We start from the raw sequence: 19,596 nt of genomic DNA, 5'->3' as shown, positions 1-19,596 counted from the left end.
GAAAGGATTTACATTATGGATATAAAACGAGCAAAACAGGAGATAAAGGACTCAATAGAAGCATACCTTGCGAAGGATGAATTTGGAGAATACCTGATCCCGGCCATACGCCAGAGACCAATTCTCCTTATGGGGGCACCGGGTATTGGAAAGACGCAGATTATGGAACAGATCGCCAGGGAATGTAAGGTAGGTCTGGTATCTTATACTATCACACATCACACCCGTCAGAGTGCAGTAGGACTGCCGTTTATCAAAGAGAAAACCTTTGGTCAGGAGACTTTTTCTGTCACAGAATATACTATGAGTGAGATTATTGCCTCTGTCTATGAAAAGATGGAAAAAACAGGTCTCAGAGAAGGAATTCTTTTTATTGATGAGATTAACTGCGTATCAGAGACCTTGGCGCCTATGATGCTGCAGTTTCTTCAGGGAAAGACATTTGGCAATCAGAAAGTACCGGAAGGATGGGTGATCATGACAGCAGGAAACCCGCCGGAATACAATAAATCTGTCCGCGAATTTGACGTAGTAACCCTTGACAGAATCAAGAGGATTGATGTGCAGCCGGATTTTGAAGTGTGGAAAGAATATGCCTATGAGCAGGGAATCCATCCGGCTGTTATCTCTTATCTGGAGCTTCGCAGAAAGAATTTCTACAGAATGGAGAACACAGTAGACGGACGGATTTTTGCCACTGCCAGAGGCTGGGAAGATCTTTCCAGGCTGATACAGGTATATGAAACACTGGATAAAGAAGTGGATAGAGAGGTGGTATATCAGTATATCCAGCATCCAATGATCGCAAAAGATTTTGCCGCATATCTGGCATTATACAATAAGTATAAGACAGACTATGCAGTGGAGGATCTGCTTCAGGGTAAATGGACACCCATCACTCTGGGTAAGATCCGCAATGCTTCACTGGATGAGCATCTGAGTATTGTTGGTCTGCTGAACGGAAAGCTCAGCCAGTTATTTGCAGACTGTTATTTTATGGATGCCTATGTGACAAAGCTCTATGGTTACATGACAGAATACAGAGATAACCTTCCGGAAATGACGCTGGAATCCATTTATAAAAAGGCAGAAAATGATTTTCAGACTGCAAAAAAATCTGAGCTTCTCACTAAAAATGAAGAAAAAGTATTTATCCGTACAGTGGATTTTCTTGAGAAATTATGGATAGAACTGAGGGGAGAAACTGGTTCTGAAGATAAAACAGAGAATAATAAAGCTGTTGAAATTTCGGAAAAAGATACCTATGAGCAGACAAAAACTGCTTTTACAGCGGAGGCAGACAACCTGGAAACTCAGACAGAATATATCTCTCAGACGCTTCAGAATGTTTTTGATTTTATGGAAGCAGCCTTTGGTGACAGCCAGGAAATGGTAGCATTTATTACGGAACTGAATGCAAACTTTTACAGTATCTGGTTTATCCGGGAAAATGGTTCTGACCAGTATTACCGTCACAACAAGGGACTACTGTTTGATGACAGACAGAAACTGATCCTGGGACAAATGGAAGAACTGGAGAACACGATGAAGCGGGGACTAAAAAATTAATTTTTATGTCAATTAGCATTGGATTTTCAGATAAATCGTGGTATGCTGATGAATAGAATTATGATTTGAGTGAAAAATATCAGGAATGCAGGCGCATTTGACTGTGCAGCAGTAGAACGATATGGAATCACTAGAAAAAACGAGGAGGAATATAAAATGGAATTAGAAGTATTAAGAAAAGATATGGTTGCAGCTATGAAAGCCAAAGATAAAGTAACAAAAGAAGCAGTCTCCTCTCTGATCTCTGCAGTAAAAAAAGTAGCGATCGATGAGGGATGCCGTGATGAAATTAAGAGCGATCTGGTGGACAGAGTTATTTTGAAGGAGTTGAAAACTGTAAAAGAACAGTTGGATACCTGTCCGGAAAGCCGTGAGGATCTGAAGGCTGAATATCAGGCAAGGTATGATGTGATTGCCAAATATGCACCAAAACAGATGGATGCAGCAGAGGTAAAGACATATCTGGAAGAAAAATTTGCAGATGTGATCGCAACGAAAAATAAGGGGCAGATCATGAAGGCTGTTATGGCTGATATGAAAGGAAAAGCAGACGGAAAGGTAATTAATCAGGTTGTGGCAGAGCTCTGCAAATAATGTGTTATCTTAACCGAATCAAGTAAGTCCCCTGCTTCAATTGCGAAAAGCAATAAGCAGTGGGTGGGACTATGTGAAGAATAGGATCATCCAGCAGATTTGGTATGCAGAAAGCTGGATAGTTATCGAAATAGCCGCAGTATATTGGAGTATCCGAATACTGCGGTTATTTTGTTAGGAGGTGAATATATATGGAGTTTCAGCATGAACTGATCATTCCTAATGAGGGACTTCCGTTTAAGGTTTTTCTTTTTGAAGGAGGAAATGGCAATTATGTGCGTGAGAAGCACTGGCATACGTCTGTAGAGATTTTTGCTGTAATGGAGGGGCGACTGGATTTTTTTGTAAATAAGGATGAATATCCGCTGAAAGCTGGAGAGCAGATAATCATTAATTCCAATGAGATCCACTCTATCCATGCTGTGGAGAAAAATAAAACAGTAGTTCTGCAGATTCCTCTGAAACAGTTTGAGAATTATTTTACTGCCCAGAGATATATCCGTTTTCGGGGGCAGGAGGAGCTGGTGGATAAGAAACTGGCTTCTTTGCTTCGTAAATTATATCATGTGTATTCCGAGCGGAAAATTGGATATGAGTTCCGGACAATTTCTATTTTTTACGAGATCATGTATATCCTGGTGAAGGATTACCGTGTGACAGAGACCAGGGAGAAGGATATCCGACACAGCCGCCGTCTGGATGCATTGTCAAAAATCACCACATATATGCGTGAGCATTACAGGGAGGAACTGAAGCTTTCTGATGTGGCGGCTACTTTTGGATACTCGGATGCATATTTGTCGCGAATGTTTCAAAAATATGCAAAAATCAACTATAAAACTTATCTGCAGGATATCCGTATGGCATATGCGTACAGGGATTTGCTGAATACAGACCATACAATTAGTCAGATTGCACTAGATAATGGATTTTGCAGCAGCAGGGGTTTTTCCGGGGAATTTCAGAAAAGATATGGGATACTTCCAAGTGAGATGCGAAAACAGATAAATGAAAAAGGTCAAAAAAACGCTATAGATTAGACAAGAAAACTGGCGAAAAATACCCTTTATTCTGATATATTCTAAGCACAGTCAAGAAAACGTAATATCGACAGAATATAAGGAGGTTTTTGAAGTGAAAATTCAGAATGTAACAGATGCTTCCTTCCGTAAATATGGAAAGGTGCTTGAAGGGTATGACTTCAGTGCTCTTCTCAAAGAAATGAAACATACACCGGTTCCGGATGATGTGGTTTATGTACCATCTGTTGAGGAGCTGGAAGCTCTGGATGTAGCAAAAGCACTGCAGAATAAAGGATTTGGCGGAATCCCGATCGAAATTGGATACTGCAACGGACATAATAAGAAATTAAATGCAGTAGAATATCACCGCAGTTCAGAGATCAATGTAGCGGTAACAGATCTGGTGCTGCTTATCGGAAGCCAGCAGGATATCATAGATGATTTTACATATGATACTTCTAAGATCGAAGCATTCCTGGTACCTGCAGGAACAGGTATTGAAGTATATGCAACTACACTTCATTATGCGCCATGCAATGTACAGGATGGCGGTTTCCAGTGTGTAGTCGTACTTCCGGCAGGAACCAATACAGATCTTACATTTGAGACAGCTAAGACAGGCGAGGACAGCCTGCTGACAGCTAAGAACAAATGGCTCATTGCACATGAAGATGCGGCAATCGAGGGTGCAGTAAACGGACTTCGTGGAGAGAATATCACCATTGACTGAGTTGCTCGGAATCTGTGGCAGTAGAGTATCAGAATATAGTAAATGAATAACAAAATCATATAAATACATATCAAATATGGAGGAATTTATATTATGAACAATATACCAGTAGTAAAACTTGGATTAATCGCAGTAAGCCGTGACTGTTTTCCAATTCAGCTTTCTGAAAAGAGACGTGCAGCAATCAAGGAAACTTATAAAGGTGAACTTTATGAATGTCCTGTAACTGTTGAGAACGAGAAGGATATGGAGAAAGCTCTTGAAGATGTAAACAAAGCAGAGTGTAATGCGCTGGTTGTTTTCCTTGGAAACTTCGGACCTGAAACTCCTGAAACTCTGATCGCAGAGAGATTTGACGGACCTTGTATGTATGTAGCAGCAGCAGAAGGTGACGGTGATATGATCAACGGCAGAGGTGATGCTTACTGTGGTATGCTTAACTGCTCCTACAACTTAAAAATGCGTCATCTGAAAGCATATATTCCGGAATATCCTGTTGGAACAGCAGATGATATTGCAAAGATGATCGCTGATTTCGTACCGGTTGCACGTGCAGTCATCGGTGTCAGCAATCTTAAGATCATTACTTTCGGACCACGTCCACAGGACTTCTTCGCATGCAACGCACCTATTAAAGGCCTCTATGAGCTGGGTGTTGAGATTGAAGAGAACTCAGAGCTTGATCTTCTTGTTTCTTTCAAAGAGCATGAAAATGATCCTCGTATCCCGGAAGTTTGTGCAGATATGGCAAAAGAGATGGGCGAAGGCAAATATTATGCTGACCTTAATGTGAAAATGGCACAGTTTGAGCTTACACTTCTTGACTGGGCAGAGGCTCATAAGGGAGCAAGAAAATACGTTGCATTTGCTGACAAATGTTGGCCTGCATTCCCGTCACAGTTTGGATTTGAACCTTGCTATGTAAATAGCCGTCTGGTTTCCAGAGGAATTCCGGTATCCTGTGAGGTTGATATCTACGGAGCACTCAGCGAGTACATCGGACTTTGCATTTCCAATGATGCAGTTACACTGCTTGATATCAACAACTCTGTTCCACAGTATATCTATGATGAAGATATTAAAGGAAAATACGATTATAAGCTTACTGATACATTTATGGGATTCCATTGTGGAAATACTCCTGCATGCAAGATGTGTGATTCCAGAGCTGTTAAATATCAGCTGATCCAGCACAGACTTCTTGAGCCGGCAGGATCTGAACCAGACTTCACAAGAGGAACTCTTGAAGGTGATATCGCTGCATCTGACATTACATTCTATCGTTTACAGTGCAATTCCGAGGGCGAGCTGGTTTCTTATGTTGCAGAAGGTGAAGTACTGGATGTACCTACAAGATCATTCGGTGGTATCGGTATTTTCGCAATCAAAGAAATGGGAAGATTCTACCGTCACGTACTGATCGAGGGCAACTATCCGCATCATGGAGCAGTTATGTTTGGACATTACGGAAAAGCATTCTATGAGGTAGTGAAATTCCTTGGACTGGATGTTAAGAAGATTGGATATAACCAGCCGGCAGGCGTAAGATACCCGACAGAAAATCCATGGGGTTAATGAGAAATCAGTAAAACGGATTATTAATGTTCATGTGAAGTGAATGAATCTGAATACAGAATAAATAAACTGACACTATATTAAAGGCATCCCGGGGCTTTGCTCTGGGATGTATTAGATTAGAAATAGAAAAGGAGAGCACTTATGTATTATATTGGTATTGACCTTGGTACTTCCGCTGTAAAACTTCTTCTTATGGAAGAATCAGGAAAAATCTGTAACATCGTATCCAGAGAATATCCTTTATTCTTCCCACATCCGGGCTGGTCTGAGCAGAAACCGGAAGACTGGTTTGCGCAGAGTATGGAAGGCATGAAAGAGCTGACAAAGGATATCGACAGAGCGCAGGTAGCAGGAATTGGTTTTGGCGGCCAGATGCATGGTCTGGTAACACTTGACAAGGATGATAATGTGATCCGTCCTGCAATCCTCTGGAATGACGGACGTACAGGCGAAGAGACAGAATATCTGAATACAGTGATCGGAAAAGACAAACTTTCACAGTATACAGCAAATATTGCTTTCGCAGGCTTCACAGCACCGAAGATCCTCTGGATGCAGAAAAATGAGCCTGAGAACTTTAAGAAGGTAGTAAAGATTATGCTTCCTAAGGATTATCTGGCATATCGTCTGTCCGGTTCTTTTTGTACAGATGTTTCTGATGCTTCCGGTATGCTTCTTCTTGATGTGAAGAACCGCTGCTGGTCAAAAGAAATGCTGGAGATCTGTGGAATCACAGAAGAGCAGCTTCCGAAACTGTATGAGAGTTGGGAAGTAGTAGGAACTCTGAAACCTGAGATTGCGAAAGAACTTGGATTCAGTGAGAATGTAAAAGTTGTTGCAGGTGCAGGTGACAATGCGGCAGCTGCTGTAGGAACAGGTACAGTTGGTGACGGTCAGTGTAATATTTCTCTTGGAACATCCGGAACTGTGTTTATTTCCAGTAAAAACTTTGGTGTGGACGAAAATAACGCACTTCATTCTTTCTGTCATGCAGATGGAAGCTATCATCTGATGGGATGCATGCTCAGCGCAGCTTCCTGTAACAAATGGTGGGCAGAGGAGATTCTTCAGACAAAGGATTTCGCAGCAGAGCAGGCTCCAATTCAGAAGCTGGGAGAGAATCATGTATTCTTCCTTCCATATCTGATGGGAGAACGTTCACCTCATAATAATCCTGATGCAAGAGGTGTATTCTTCGGAATGTCCATGGACAGCACAAGAGCAGACATGACACAGGCTGTTCTGGAAGGTGTTGCCTTTGGTCTTCGTGATTCCCTGGAAGTTGCAAGAAACCTTGGAATCAAGATTGAGAGAACCAAGATCTGCGGTGGTGGAGCTAAGAGCCCACTGTGGAAGAAGATCATTGCAAACGTTATGAACCTGAAGGTTGATGTTCTGGAGAACGAAGAAGGACCGTCCATGGGTGGAGCTATGCTGGCAGCAGTAGGCTGTGGTGCTTACCCGGATGTAGAAACCATCGGTAAGAAATTTGCCAAAGTTGTTGATACGGTAGAACCGGATCCTGAACTGGTTGCAAAATATGAAGAGAGATATCAGAAGTTCAGAACTCTGTATCCGGCGATGAAGCCATTGTTCTAATCGAATATCTGCCTGACATACTGGGGTTGTTGTGCTTATTTAGCACAACAACCCCATTTTGACGTACATCTGATGATGACCAATCACCACAGCCTATTTGATTATGACATATCAGGAAAAGGGCAGCTTCAGGAATTCTTCCATGGCTCTGCTGATATAGCGGCCTTTCTTCCAGTAAAAAAACACAGTGCGTTTACTGCTCTGACCGGGCAGCTTATAAAAAACAAGTTCTGAATTTGTTGGAACTCTGGAGAGCAGAAGATCCCCGATGAAAGTGATACCCATTCCCAAACATGCAATATTATAGGCAGTCATCTGCTGATCTAGGCGAAATACTACAGAAGGCGAAAAGTGATTTTCCTGACAAATGGTAAGTGCACGCTTACCGGTATCATTATCTGAACGAAGAATAATAAATGGTTCGTTCTCGAATTTGTTTAATGGAACAGAAGGAATATGAGAAGAACGGAACTGCCCGTTCCGGATTTCCTCAATAGGAATCTGATATTTCTGCAGTCTGGTATTTACTGAATAATTTTTGGGAACTGCAAGAAGAAGTTGTTCTTTCTGGTAGATATAACGTTCAAAAATCTGGTTATCCAGAATACAGTTATCAATCACCAGATCTAACTTTCCGGCCTGGAGAAACTGGGATAGTTTTGCTGTACTTTCTTCTACAAGAGAAATTTGAACATGGGGGAATTTTTGGGAAAAATCAGCAATAAGGGGAGGCAGAATCCACGAAGAAAAAAAGTTACTGCCACCTACATTAAGAGTTCCTGTTTTGAGATTTCCCAGATCCAGTAGGTAGTTTTCGAGATTATTTTCAATATCCATGACTTTTTCAACAGCCTGTATATAATGTTTTCCAACTTCAGTTAACTGCAAAGGTTTGGTACTTCGATCAAAAATAGGATAGCCAATACGGTTTTCCACACGTTTTACATTGGCGCTTAAAGAAGGCTGCGAAATGAAAAGAGCAGCAGCAGCTTTGGAAAAGCTTTTTTCCTTGTAGACCTCATAGATGTATTCCATTCCCTGAAACATATAAACTCCTCCGATATATAATTTAAACACTATATATTTTATAAAAATATATGTATTTGATTATATTATAGCAGAGATATATAATGAGGGCAAATACATGGGAGGGCGAATAACTATGAAAAAAACAGACTATCGTGTAGAAAGGGATTCTATTGGTGTAAAGGATATTCCGGAAGATGTATATTATGGAGTACAATCCTTACGTGCGGCTGAAAATTTCCACATTACGGGGCTGAATATGCATCCGGAAATTATTAACAGTCTTGCATACATAAAAAAAGCAGCAGCGATAACCAATTGTGAGGTGGGGCTTCTTGAGAAGAAAAAAGCACAGGCGATTGTCCAGGCATGTGATGAAATTGTTTCAGGAAAATTCCATAATGAATTTATTGTGGATCCTGTTCAGGGAGGAGCTGGCACATCTTTAAATATGAATGCCAATGAAGTAATTGCAAATCGCGCGATTGAGATACTGGGAGGAAAAAAGGGCGATTATACAATTATAAATCCTAACGATGATGTGAATTGTGGACAGTCTACCAATGACGTTATTCCTACTGCCGGTAAAATGACTTCTCTTCGTTTGTTGCAGAATCTGAAAAAACAGCTTCTTCGCCTCTATGATGCTCTTAATGAAAAAGCTACAGAGTTTGATCACATAATAAAAATGGGGCGTACACAGATGCAGGATGCAGTACCAATTCGTCTGGGACAGGAATTTAAGGCATATTCGGTAGCAATCATGCGTGATATCCACAGAATGGATAAAGCAATGGATGAAATGCGGACTCTTAATATGGGAGGTACTGCTATCGGAACAGGAATTAATGCAGATGAGGGCTATCTGAGAAGAATTGTTCCAAATCTCACTGAAATATCGGGAATGGACTTTATACAGGCTTTTGATCTGATTGATTCCACTCAGAATCTGGATCCATTTGTAGCCGTTTCCGGTGCTGTGAAAGCATGTGCGGTAACTCTTTCCAAAATGTCAAATGATCTCCGTCTGATGTCCTCCGGTCCACGTACTGGTTTTGGGGAGATTAATCTTCCGGCAAAACAGAATGGTTCCTCTATTATGCCAGGTAAAGTTAATCCGGTTATTCCTGAAGTAGTGAATCAGGTGGCTTTTAATATTATTGGTAATGATGTTACGATTACTATGGCTGCAGAGGCTGGTCAGCTGGAATTAAATGCCTTTGAGCCGATTATTTTCTATTGCATGTTTCAGTCTATCGATACTCTTGGCTATGCAGTCCAGACATTGGTAGATAATTGTATTGTAGGAATTACGGCAAATGAAGAAAGATGCCGTTATCTGGTAGAAAACAGTGTAGGTATTATCACTGCAATCAGCCCCCATCTTGGATATCAGAAGGCTGCGGATATTGCAAAAAAGGCAATTAAGACAGGCGAATCTGTAAGACGTCTGATTCTGAAAGAAAAGCTTATGGACGATGATGAACTTAATCGCATTCTGGATCCGATCCATATGACGGAACCTGGTATTTCCGGAAAAGATTATCTTATAAAAAAATAAAGAAAAAAACAGGCGGGAAAATCTTCCCGCCTGTAAAATCGTCTGGACATATATCATATATAAATATGATTTTTATATTTTTGAATTATTCGATTGATTTCAACTGGATTAGAACAGACCTGTGATCTTACCTGTCTCGTCTACATCGATTCTCTCAGCAGCCGGAACTTTAGGAAGACCTGGCATTGTCATGATCTCGCCTGTAAGAGCTACGATGAATCCTGCACCAGCGGAAATCTTCAGGTTACGTACTGTAACTTCGAAGTCAGTAGGAGCACCCAGTTTAGTCTGGTCATCTGTTAAGCTGTACTGTGTCTTAGCTACACAGATCGGGCAGTTGCCAAAGCCAAGAGCTTCTAACTGTTTCGCCTGTTTCTGAGCGTTAGCTGTCAGAACTACTTTCTTACCGCCATATACTTTCTGAACGATCTGGTTCAGTTTGTCTTCGATAGAACCTTCCAGTTCATATGCATAGGAGAAGTCGTTTGGTTCTTCAACAAGACGGATAACTTCTTCTGCAAGTTTGATTCCGCCTTCGCCGCCTTTTGCCCACACTTCAGAAAGAGCAACGTTAACGCCCAGTTCTTTACATTTAGCTTCTACAAAGTCAAGCTCTGCTTTTGTATCTGTAGGGAATGCGTTGATAGCAACAACACATGGAAGTTTGTATACGTTTTTGATGTTGGAAACGTGTTTTAACAGGTTCGGGATACCTTTTTCAAGAGCTTCCAGGTTTTCATTGTTAAGGTCAGCTTTAGCAACACCGCCGTTGTATTTCAGGGCACGTACTGTAGCTACGATTACAACTGCGCTTGGTTTTAAACCAGCCATACGGCATTTGATATCAAGGAATTTCTCAGCACCAAGGTCAGCACCGAAACCAGCTTCTGTGATTGCATAATCAGCAAGCTTCATAGCCATCTTTGTAGCTGTTACAGAGTTACATCCATGAGCGATGTTTGCGAATGGTCCGCCATGTACGATTGCAGGAACGTGTTCCAGAGTCTGTACAAGGTTTGGTTTCAGAGCATCTTTTAACAGGGCTGTCATAGCGCCTTCTGCGTGAAGGTCACCTGCTGTTACAGGTTTCTGCTCGGAAACTTTTCCGTATGTATATCCGATGATGATCTTGGATAATCTTTCTTTCAGGTCTTTGATGTCGCTTGCAAGACAGAGAACTGCCATGATTTCAGATGCAACTGTGATGTCGTATCCGTCTTCACGAGGCATACCGTTTGTCTTTCCACCAAGACCATCTACTACGTTACGAAGCTGACGGTCGTTCATATCTACACATCTTCTCCATGTGATCTTACGTGGGTCGATGTTTAATGCATTGCCCTGGAAGATATGGTTATCGATCATAGCTGCCAGTAAGTTGTTAGCTGCGCCAATGGCATGGAAGTCACCTGTGAAGTGAAGGTTAATATCTTCCATAGGAACAACCTGTGCATATCCGCCGCCTGCTGCACCACCTTTTACACCGAATACCGGTCCTAAGGATGGCTCACGAAGAGCTACCATAACACTCTTGCCAAGTCTCTGCATACCATCTGCAAGACCTACAGTAGTAGTAGTTTTACCTTCTCCTGCTGGAGTTGGGTTGATAGCTGTAACGAGGATTAATTTTCCATCCTTCTTATCACTTTCTTTCAGAAGATTGTAGTCGATTTTTGCTTTGTATTTTCCGTACTGCTCCAGATATTTGTCGTCAATACCTGCTTTCTCTGCGATCTGAGTAATTGGAAGCATTTCGCATTCCTGTGCAATTTCAATGTCTGATTTGAATCCCATAATTGTTTTTCTCCTTTCGTTTCCGCATAACATGAAAAACTTCTGTTGCTGTTCACTCCGCGATCAGCAACAATTATTAATTGAAAGAAGTATTGGCCGGTCTGCCTGGTATTCCTGATTTCTGCCCTGAAAGTTATAAAAAAAGGCCAGTATCTGAATATTTCAAATACTGCCCAGACGGTCGGCTCCCACAAACCTCCGACTCCACGTGGTTTGCACTCCACTCTTTCCGTCAGTACTCGAAGGTTCTTTCAATTGATGAATACAATATATCATTTTGAGAAAAAAATGTCAAGAAAATTTTTGTTGAAACGTCAAAAAATGTGAGTAAACTGGATAAAAGTTGTGCAAATTGATAAGAGAAGAGAATCGTAATCCCTGGTAATGAAAGAAAATACGTTTTCTCAAGGGAAGAAATTGTTAAAAAATAGACACAGTTTTCCCTGATAAATGAAGAAAATATAAAAAGCGGGTAAAGCTAGAGCGTGTCTGAAAAATCATTCCCGCAATCTGCACGCCCCACTTTGCGGGATATTTCACCCGAATTCAGTTGCCGTAGCCCGCTACGGCGCCCTCATCCGGGCAAAATATACCACAAATTGTGACGCACATCTTGCAGAAAGCCTTTTTCAGACACGCTCTAGTGCAAAATATGGAAAATGGAATTGACAACAGTTCAGAAGATATGTTATTCTCATCTTTAGTATGAAAAGACACTATCGTTTTCATGCAAATATTTGCTCACATTCAGAGACAGTTTCTGAATGTTAAGCCATACGGACAGGCGGGGCAGTTGCCGGGTGGGAGACACCACATTATTGATTGAGTTAGAAGCTCAAATTTTATAAGTTGATTACTTTATAATAATCAGTGCGTAAGCACACATCATCTTGTGAAACGGTCAATAAGAGCATAGCATATATTTGCCAGCGATTGAAGACGACAGCAGTCATGAATATTTCAGAATACGGGAACAGGCACAGGATACAGACGGATTTATACGGGAAATCCGGTCAGTATATAAAGAGACAGAGCCTGAGAAATTCTATAGATCATGAGAGAAGCAGATGGTGAATGAACTTATCTGCTTCTTTTTTTGTGCAGATATAGCAAATATATATAGAAATAATTGAATCATTGTGCCGGTTTGAGGCAGTATACAATTGCTGAATGATAGAACTGTATTTGCCGGTACATGACGACAGGAAAAGAGGAACATGTCAAATGGATTATGAAAGACAACAGCATGCGCCCATATATGAAGCACTGGAACGTTTCCGAAAGAAGAGAGTCGTTCCCTTTGATGTGCCGGGACATAAAAGAGGAAGAGGAAATCCGGAGCTTGCACAGTTGCTGGGAGAGAAATGTGTGGGGCTGGATGTTAATTCTATGAAGCCGCTGGACAATCTCTGCCACCCGGTTTCGGTGATCAGAGAAGCGGAGGAGCTTGCAGCAGATGCTTTTGGCGCAGCGCATGCATTCCTTATGGTAGGAGGAACCACATCTGCAGTGCAGAGCATGATCCTGTCTGTCTGCAAGGCAGGGGATAAGATCATTCTGCCGCGAAATGTACATAAAAGTGCCATCAATGCCCTGGTACTGTGCGGTGCAATTCCGGTTTATGTAAACCCGGAGGTGAATGCGCAGCTGGGCATTTCCCTTGGCATGGAAGTCAGTCAGGTGGAGAAGGCTATGGATGAGAATCCGGATGCGGTGGCAGTTCTTGTAAATAACCCTACCTATTATGGAATCTGTTCGGATCTGCGGACTATCGTAAAGAAGGCTCATGCAAGAGGAATGAAGGTGCTGGCAGATGAGGCTCATGGAACCCATCTTTATTTCGGCAGAAACCTTCCTGTATCCGGAATGGCGGCAGGTGCTGACATGGCGGCAGTTTCCATGCACAAATCCGGCGGAAGTCTGACACAGAGTTCGCTGCTGCTTTTGAATAAGAGTATGAATGCAGAGAAAGTGCGCCAGATCATCAATCTGACTCAGACCACAAGCGCTTCTTATCTTCTGTTGTCCAGTCTGGATATCTCCAGAAGAAATCTGGCACTCAGGGGAGAGGAATCCTTTGAAAAGGTTGCAGGGATGGCGCAGTATGCCAGAGAGGAGATCAATGAGATCGGCGGTTATTATGCATATGGTATGGATCTGATCAATGGAACCAGTGTTTTTGATTTTGATGTTACAAAACTCTCCATTTATACACTGGGAAATGGGTTGGCAGGTATTGAAGTTTATGATCTTCTCAGAGATGAATATGATATTCAGATCGAGTTTGGAGATATCTGTAATATTCTGGCTTACATTTCCATCGGAGACAGGCTTCAGGATATTGAGAGACTGGTAGGGGCATTGGCTGATATTGAACGTCTGTATAAGAAGGACAGCACAGGTATGCTTTCCGGGGAATATATCGCACCTGCAGTGGTGGCGTCTCCACAGCAGGCATTTTATGCGGAGAAAGAATCTCTGCCCATGGAACAGGCGGCAGGCAGGATCAGCGGTGAATTTGTTATGTGTTATCCTCCGGGAATCCCGATTCTTGCTCCTGGAGAAATGGTGACACAGGAAATTGTAGAATACATTCTTTATGCAAGAGACAAAGGCTGTTCCATGCAGGGAATGGAGGATCCGAAGGTAGAAAATCTTCAGGTCCTGAAAGGGGGTATCTGATCATGGAATTATGGTATTCCGAGTTCCATACAGGAAATGTAAAGCTTTCTGTCCGGATTAACCGACAGTTATTTTCAGGGGAAAGTGAATTTCAGAGAATCGATGTGTTTGAGTCTGAAGAATTTGGAAGATTTGTGGCTCTGGACGGTGAGATCGTATTTTCTGACAAGGATGAATTTATTTATGATGAAATGGTCACGCATGTGCCAATGACAGTACATCCCAATGTAAAAAATGTTCTGATCATCGGCGGCGGTGACGGTGGAGTTGCCAGAGAACTGATCCATTATCCACAGATTGAGAGCATTGATGTGGTGGAATCCGATAAAATGTTTGTGGATGTATGTGCGGAGATGTTTCCGGATATTGCCCAGGGACTGAAGGATGAGAGAGTCAATATTTATTATGAAGACGGCCTTCGGTTCCTGCGGAATAAAAAGGCCAGATATGACCTGATCATCAATGATTCCACAGATCCGCTGGGACATACAGAGGGACTTTTTACAAAGGAATTCTACGGAAGCTGTTATAAGGCTCTCAGAGATGACGGAATCATGGTTTATCAGCATGGAAGTCCTTTTTATGATGAGGATGAGGTGGAATGCAGAAAGATGCACAGAAAGGTTTTCCGGTCATTTCCGGTGAGCAGGGTTTATCAGGCACATATCCCTACCTGTCCCTCGGGATACTGGCTTTTTGGATTTGCATCAAAGAAATATCATCCACTGGAAGATTTCAGGCCGGAGAGGTTTGATAATCTTAATATAGAAACATGGTATTATACAACAAACCTTCACAGAGGAGCATTTATGCTTCCAAAATATGTAGAAGATTTACTGGAAGAGGAGGAAAACAGTTTATGAGCAGATTATTGGTAATCGGATGTGGTGGGGTAGCTTCAGTGGCAATTCGCAAATGCTGTCAGAACAGCGATGTTTTTACAGAGATTATGATCGCAAGCAGGACAAAGGAAAAATGCGATGCACTCAAAGAGAAGATTGAAAGTACAACGAAGACAAAAATTGAGACAGCAAAGGTAGATGCGGATAATGCAGCAGAGGTCGCAGAATTGATCAGAGCCTATAAGCCGGATGCTGTCCTGAATGTGGCACTTCCATATCAGGATCTTACCATCATGGATGCATGTCTGGAAGCCGGTGCGGATTATATTGATACTGCCAATTATGAAGCAGAGGATACAGAAGATCCCACATGGCGTGCAATCTACGAAAAGAGATGTAAAGAAAAAGGCTTTACTGCATATTTCGATTATTCCTGGCAGTGGGCTTATGATGAGAAATTTAAGGAAGCAGGACTGACTGCTCTTCTGGGAACCGGTTTTGATCCGGGTGTTACCAGTGTATTCAGTGCCTATGCCCTGAAGCATTATTTTGATGAAATCCATACCATTGATATTCTGGACTGTAACGGCGGTGATCATGGATATCCTTTTGCCACAAACTTTAACCCGGAGATCAATCTTCGAGAGGTTTCCGCAAATGGTTCCTACTGGGAAGACGGACATTGGGTAGAAACAGAGCCTATGGAATTTAAATCTGTCTACGATTTCCCTGAGGTAGGAAAGAAGGATATGTATCTTCTTCATCATGAAGAGATTGAATCACTGGCAAAAAATATTCCGGGAGTACAGAGGATCCGTTTCTTTATGACATTCGGACAGAGCTATCTGACACATATGAAATGTCTGGAAAATGTAGGAATGCTTTCCACCGCACCTGTGGAATTTAATGGACAGGAGATCGTGCCGATTCAGTTTTTGAAAGCTCTTCTGCCGGATCCTGCATCTCTGGGTCCGAGAACAGTGGGTAAAACAAATATCGGCTGTATTTTCACAGGTGTTAAGGACGGAAAAGAGAAAAGTATTTATATTTATAATGTATGTGATCATCAGGAATGCTATAAAGAGGTGGAATCCCAGGCAATCTCCTATACAACAGGTGTTCCGGCTATGATCGGTTCCATGATGGTAGTGACCGGACAGTGGAAGAAGCCGGGTGTATTTAATGTGGAAGAATTTGATCCGGATCCATATATGGAAGCACTGAACAAATGGGGACTTCCATGGAAAGTCTGCGAAGATCCTGAACTGGTAAAGGTCTGGAAAGCCAATGAAGATTGATCAACTGCAAACTCCCTGCTATGTGATCGATGAGAAGAAGATGCGGGAGAATCTGGAGATTTTGAAAAAAGTCCAGGAGGATACCGGGTGTAAGATCCTTCTGGCGCAGAAAGCGTTTTCCGGCTTTGCTCTGTATCCCATGATCGGAAAATATCTGGCAGGTACCACTGCCAGCGGTCTGTTTGAGGCAAGGCTTGGATATGAAGAGATGGGGAAAGAGAATCATGTTTTTTCCCCTGCTTACCGTACAGAAGATATAGAGGAACTGGATCATATCTGTGACCATATTATCTTTAATTCCACAGCACAGCTGAAGAAATTTAAAGAAGTGTGTACCGGAGCCAGTCTGGGACTCCGTATTAATCCGGAATGCTCCACTCAGGGGGATCATGCGATCTATGATCCCTGTGCGCCGGGTTCCAGGCTGGGGGTTACCAGAGAGAACTTTGACGTGGAATGTCTGAAATGGATCGACGGACTGCATTTTCATACGCTCTGCGAACAGAATGCGGATGACCTGGAGAAAACATTGCAGGCGGTAGAGGAGAAGTTTGGAGAATTTCTATCTGAGGTTTCCTGGCTGAATATGGGCGGCGGACATCATATTACCAGAGAGGATTATGATGTAAAGCTCCTGGAAAAATGTATTCAGCATATGAAGGAAACCTATGATCTGGATATTTATCTGGAGCCCGGGGAGGCTGTTGCCCTGAATGCCGGATATCTGGTGACAGAGGTTATGGACATTGTGGAAAATGAGATCAGAACGCTGATTTTGGATGCTTCTGCAGCCTGCCATATGCCGGATGTGCTGGAGATGCCCTATCGTCCGCCTCTTAAGGACAGCGGGGAAGCAGGGGAGAAGGCATATACCTACCGCTTGTCTTCCTGCACCTGCCTGGCAGGAGATGTAATCGGAGATTATTCCTTTGACAGAGAGATCCGGATCGGGGACAAGCTGTATTTTATGGATATGGCGATTTATTCTATGGTGAAGAATAATACATTTAACGGTATGCCGCTGCCGGATATTGCGGTTATGCATGAGGACGGAGAGTGTGAGGTTATCAGACATTTCGGATACGAAGACTTTAAGAGCCGGCTTTCCTGATATCTGCCGGGCTATCAAAGAAAAGGAGACAGACATGGAAGTTACAGAGAAGAACAGAACAAAATATCGTATGCCCGGAGAATTTGAGCCTCATGAGGGATGTGTGATGATCTGGCCGGAACGTCCCGGTTCCTGGAATTATGGGGCAAGGGAAGCACAGAAAGCATTTGTGAAAGTTGCAGAGGCTATTGGAGAGAGCGAAAAGGTGTATATGCTGGTTTCCAAAGCTCAGATGGAGAATGCAAAGAATCAGCTTGGGAATGTTTCCGGTGTGACTTTGCTGGAATGCGAGACAGATGACGCCTGGGCCAGAGATGTGGGAGCAACCATGGTTCTGGATGAGAAAGGGGCGGTCTGTGGAGTTGACTGGCAGTTTAATGCCTGGGGAGGAGACTTTGATGGACTTTACCGGAACTGGGAGAAGGACGACAGGGTGGCTGCCTTTATCTGCAGGACTCTTGGTTGTCCATGTCTGGATGCCAGACCTTTTGTGCTTGAGGGCGGTTCCATCCATTCTGACGGAGAGGGGACTCTGATCGTTACAGAGGCCTGTCTTCTGAGTCAGGGACGCAATCCTCAGATGAGCAGGGAACAGATAGAGGAACAGTTGAAGTACTGGCTCGGTGTCCACAAGATTATCTGGCTTCCATGTGGAATCTATCAGGATGAAACCAATGAGCATGTGGATAACGTGTGCGCTTTTGTAAGGCCCGGAGAGGTTGTGCTTGCATGGACAGAGGATGAGACAGATCCGCAGTATGCCATGTCTTTGGCTGATCTGAAGGTGCTGGAACAGGAAACAGATGCAAAAGGCAGAAAATTTAAGATTCATAAGCTTCCGATTCCTCAGAAACCGGTCTGCCTTACCCGGGAAGATGTGGATGGCTTTGTGTTTGAAGAGGGAGAAGACGAACGGGAAGCAGGAGAACGGATGGCTGCCAGTTACGTGAATTTCTATATTTCCAATGGAGGGATCATCCTTCCACAATTTGGGGATGAAAATGACAAAAGGGCAGTGGAGATTCTGCAGAAGTGTTTTCCTGAAAGAAGGATTTATCCCATTGATGCCAGAGCCATCATTGTCGGCGGTGGAAATATTCACTGTATTACCCAGCAGATTCCCGGAAAAATATCTGACCTTGATGCAGAAAAACTTTGAGAGTCATGTGTTTGAGGGTTATTACCTGAAAGTTATGAAAAAACTTACTTATGTAAACAGGAGCAGGAGGAACAGACAGGATGAGAAATGTAACAGTGGCAGCAGTTCAGATGAAATGCAGTAAAAGTGTGGAGAAAAATATTGCCCATGCAGAGGAACTGGTGCGTCAGGCAGCAGCAAAGGGAGCTGAGATTGTTCTTCTTCCGGAGCTTTTTGAACGGCCCTATTTCTGCCAGGAGCGCAGATATGAGTATTATGAATATGCGCAGACTGCAGAGGAAAACCCTGCAGTGCGTCATTTCAGCAGGGTAGCGGCAGAGCTGGGGATTGTGATCCCGGTCAGCTTTTATGAAAAAGAGGTCAATAATACTTATAACAGCGTTGCGGTTCTGGATGCAGATGGAAAGAATCTCGGCATTTATCGGAAAACACATATTCCGGATGACCATTATTATCAGGAAAAATTCTATTTCACACCGGGAGATACCGGCTTTAAGGTTTTTGATACCAGATTTGGAACCATTGGAGTTGGAATCTGCTGGGATCAGTGGTTCCCGGAAACGGCAAGATGTATGGCACTGCAGGGCGCAGAGCTTCTCTTTTATCCCACTGCCATCGGAAGTGAACCCATCTTGGAATGTGACAGCATGGAACACTGGAGAAGATGTATGCAGGGACACGCTGCCTCCAACCTGATTCCTGTGATCGTTGCCAACAGAATCGGTGAGGAAACAGTAGAGCCATGTCCGGAAAATGGAATGCAGAAATCTGCTCTTAATTTTTATGGTTCCTCTTTTATCACAGACAACACAGGCGCTCTCTGTGCAGAACTGCCCGGAGGGGAAGAGGGGGTGCTTGTAAGCACTTTTGACCTGGATGCATTAAAGGCAGACAGACTGAACTGGGGACTTTTCAGAGACCGCAGACCGGAGATGTATGCAAAAATTGTCGGGAAATGATGTATGAGTTTAGTTATTGTTCACACACCACTATCCCGCGAGGTGTTTTGGCATGAATATGCCAAAATCCCG

Annotated in this window: 16 protein-coding genes, 2 pseudogenes and 1 riboswitch; of the genes and pseudogenes, 15 read left to right on the top strand and 3 right to left on the bottom strand. The window is 42.9% G+C overall.

Annotation, left to right across the window (positions count from 1 at the left end):
• The first annotated feature begins 15 nt into the window (after positions 1 to 15).
• From LJE11_RS11680 to xylB, 6 genes are all read left to right on the top strand, one after another.
• A complete protein-coding gene (locus LJE11_RS11680) occupies positions 16 to 1,569 on the top strand; it encodes an ATP-binding protein (RefSeq protein WP_227296001.1) in 1,554 nt (517 codons plus the stop codon).
• Between the two features lie 156 nt (positions 1,570 to 1,725).
• On the top strand, positions 1,726 to 2,163 hold the full coding sequence (locus LJE11_RS11675; RefSeq protein ID WP_025578938.1) for a GatB/YqeY domain-containing protein: 438 nt from the start codon (positions 1,726 to 1,728) through the stop codon (positions 2,161 to 2,163).
• A 191-nt stretch (positions 2,164 to 2,354) separates the two neighbouring features.
• Complete coding sequence (locus LJE11_RS11670) at positions 2,355 to 3,203, top strand: AraC family transcriptional regulator (protein ID WP_173683517.1); 849 nt, start codon at positions 2,355 to 2,357, stop codon at positions 3,201 to 3,203.
• 94 nt (positions 3,204 to 3,297) lie between these two features.
• The gene (locus LJE11_RS11665) at positions 3,298 to 3,915 is read left to right on the top strand and encodes a DUF4867 family protein (protein WP_173702030.1); all 618 of its coding nucleotides are present in this window, start codon (positions 3,298 to 3,300) and stop codon (positions 3,913 to 3,915) included.
• Between the two features lie 93 nt (positions 3,916 to 4,008).
• Positions 4,009 to 5,490, top strand: coding sequence for an L-fucose/L-arabinose isomerase family protein (locus LJE11_RS11660; RefSeq protein ID WP_008708129.1), 1,482 nt, complete (start codon positions 4,009 to 4,011; stop codon positions 5,488 to 5,490).
• A gap of 144 nt (positions 5,491 to 5,634) precedes the next feature.
• Positions 5,635 to 7,092: a xylulokinase gene (xylB, locus tag LJE11_RS11655; protein WP_025578933.1), complete on the top strand. Its 1,458-nt coding sequence runs from the start codon at positions 5,635 to 5,637 to the stop codon at positions 7,090 to 7,092.
• A 111-nt stretch (positions 7,093 to 7,203) separates the two neighbouring features.
• Here the strand turns inward: xylB and LJE11_RS11650 are convergent, their stop codons facing one another.
• On the bottom strand, positions 7,204 to 8,139 hold the full coding sequence (locus LJE11_RS11650) for a LysR family transcriptional regulator (protein WP_055059923.1): 936 nt from the start codon (positions 8,137 to 8,139) through the stop codon (positions 7,204 to 7,206).
• A 97-nt stretch (positions 8,140 to 8,236) separates the two neighbouring features.
• Between LJE11_RS11650 and LJE11_RS11645 the strand changes: the two genes are divergently transcribed.
• Entirely contained in the window at positions 8,237 to 9,679 is a 1,443-nt protein-coding gene (locus LJE11_RS11645) for an aspartate ammonia-lyase (RefSeq protein ID WP_173701029.1), read from the top strand.
• 108 nt (positions 9,680 to 9,787) lie between these two features.
• Here LJE11_RS11645 and LJE11_RS11640 read toward each other — a convergent pair whose 3' ends face one another.
• Positions 9,788 to 11,473 carry a formate--tetrahydrofolate ligase gene (locus LJE11_RS11640; RefSeq protein ID WP_008708136.1) on the bottom strand — a complete coding sequence of 562 codons (1,686 nt, stop codon included), beginning with the start codon at positions 11,471 to 11,473 and terminating at the stop codon, positions 9,788 to 9,790.
• Between the two features lie 164 nt (positions 11,474 to 11,637).
• Positions 11,638 to 11,723, bottom strand: a riboswitch (ZMP/ZTP riboswitch).
• A 170-nt stretch (positions 11,724 to 11,893) separates the two neighbouring features.
• Positions 11,894 to 12,064, bottom strand: a pseudogene (locus LJE11_RS20405) (DUF6783 domain-containing protein).
• Here LJE11_RS20405 and LJE11_RS20400 point away from each other — a divergent pair.
• From LJE11_RS20400 to aguB, 8 genes and pseudogenes are all read left to right on the top strand, one after another.
• Positions 12,023 to 12,142, top strand: a pseudogene (locus LJE11_RS20400) (DUF6783 domain-containing protein); the annotation flags it as partial. The pseudogenes LJE11_RS20405 and LJE11_RS20400 overlap by 42 nt on opposite strands.
• Positions 12,143 to 12,396: 254 nt before the next feature.
• A complete protein-coding gene (locus LJE11_RS19820) occupies positions 12,397 to 12,531 on the top strand; it encodes a hypothetical protein (protein WP_255610858.1) in 135 nt (44 codons plus the stop codon).
• 166 nt (positions 12,532 to 12,697) lie between these two features.
• Complete coding sequence (locus LJE11_RS11635) at positions 12,698 to 14,155, top strand: aminotransferase class I/II-fold pyridoxal phosphate-dependent enzyme (RefSeq protein ID WP_020435601.1); 1,458 nt, start codon at positions 12,698 to 12,700, stop codon at positions 14,153 to 14,155.
• 2 nt (positions 14,156 to 14,157) lie between these two features.
• Positions 14,158 to 15,018, top strand: a complete 861-nt coding sequence (gene speE / locus LJE11_RS11630) for a polyamine aminopropyltransferase (RefSeq protein ID WP_008708139.1) — start codon at positions 14,158 to 14,160, stop codon at positions 15,016 to 15,018.
• Positions 15,015 to 16,295 carry a saccharopine dehydrogenase family protein gene (locus tag LJE11_RS11625; protein WP_020435602.1) on the top strand — a complete coding sequence of 427 codons (1,281 nt, stop codon included), beginning with the start codon at positions 15,015 to 15,017 and terminating at the stop codon, positions 16,293 to 16,295. Before speE ends, LJE11_RS11625 begins: the two co-directional genes overlap by 4 nt.
• Positions 16,285 to 17,406 (top strand): carboxynorspermidine decarboxylase, encoded by a 1,122-nt coding sequence (gene nspC / locus LJE11_RS11620; protein WP_118331334.1) that lies wholly within the window; start codon positions 16,285 to 16,287, stop codon positions 17,404 to 17,406. The genes LJE11_RS11625 and nspC overlap by 11 nt, the downstream gene beginning before the upstream one ends.
• Positions 17,407 to 17,440: 34 nt before the next feature.
• Complete coding sequence (aguA, locus tag LJE11_RS11615; RefSeq protein WP_227296006.1) at positions 17,441 to 18,565, top strand: agmatine deiminase; 1,125 nt, start codon at positions 17,441 to 17,443, stop codon at positions 18,563 to 18,565.
• A gap of 80 nt (positions 18,566 to 18,645) precedes the next feature.
• Entirely contained in the window at positions 18,646 to 19,524 is an 879-nt protein-coding gene (gene aguB, locus LJE11_RS11610) for an N-carbamoylputrescine amidase (RefSeq protein WP_227296000.1), read from the top strand.
• Positions 19,525 to 19,596: the final 72 nt, after the last annotated feature.

It is taken from the genome of Blautia sp. DFI.1.216 (genome assembly GCF_020594215.1).
GTDB lineage: Bacteria > Bacillota > Clostridia > Lachnospirales > Lachnospiraceae > Blautia_A > Blautia_A wexlerae.
Note: the sequence above shows the minus strand (reverse complement) of the source record. Positions and strands in the feature narration are given on the sequence as shown.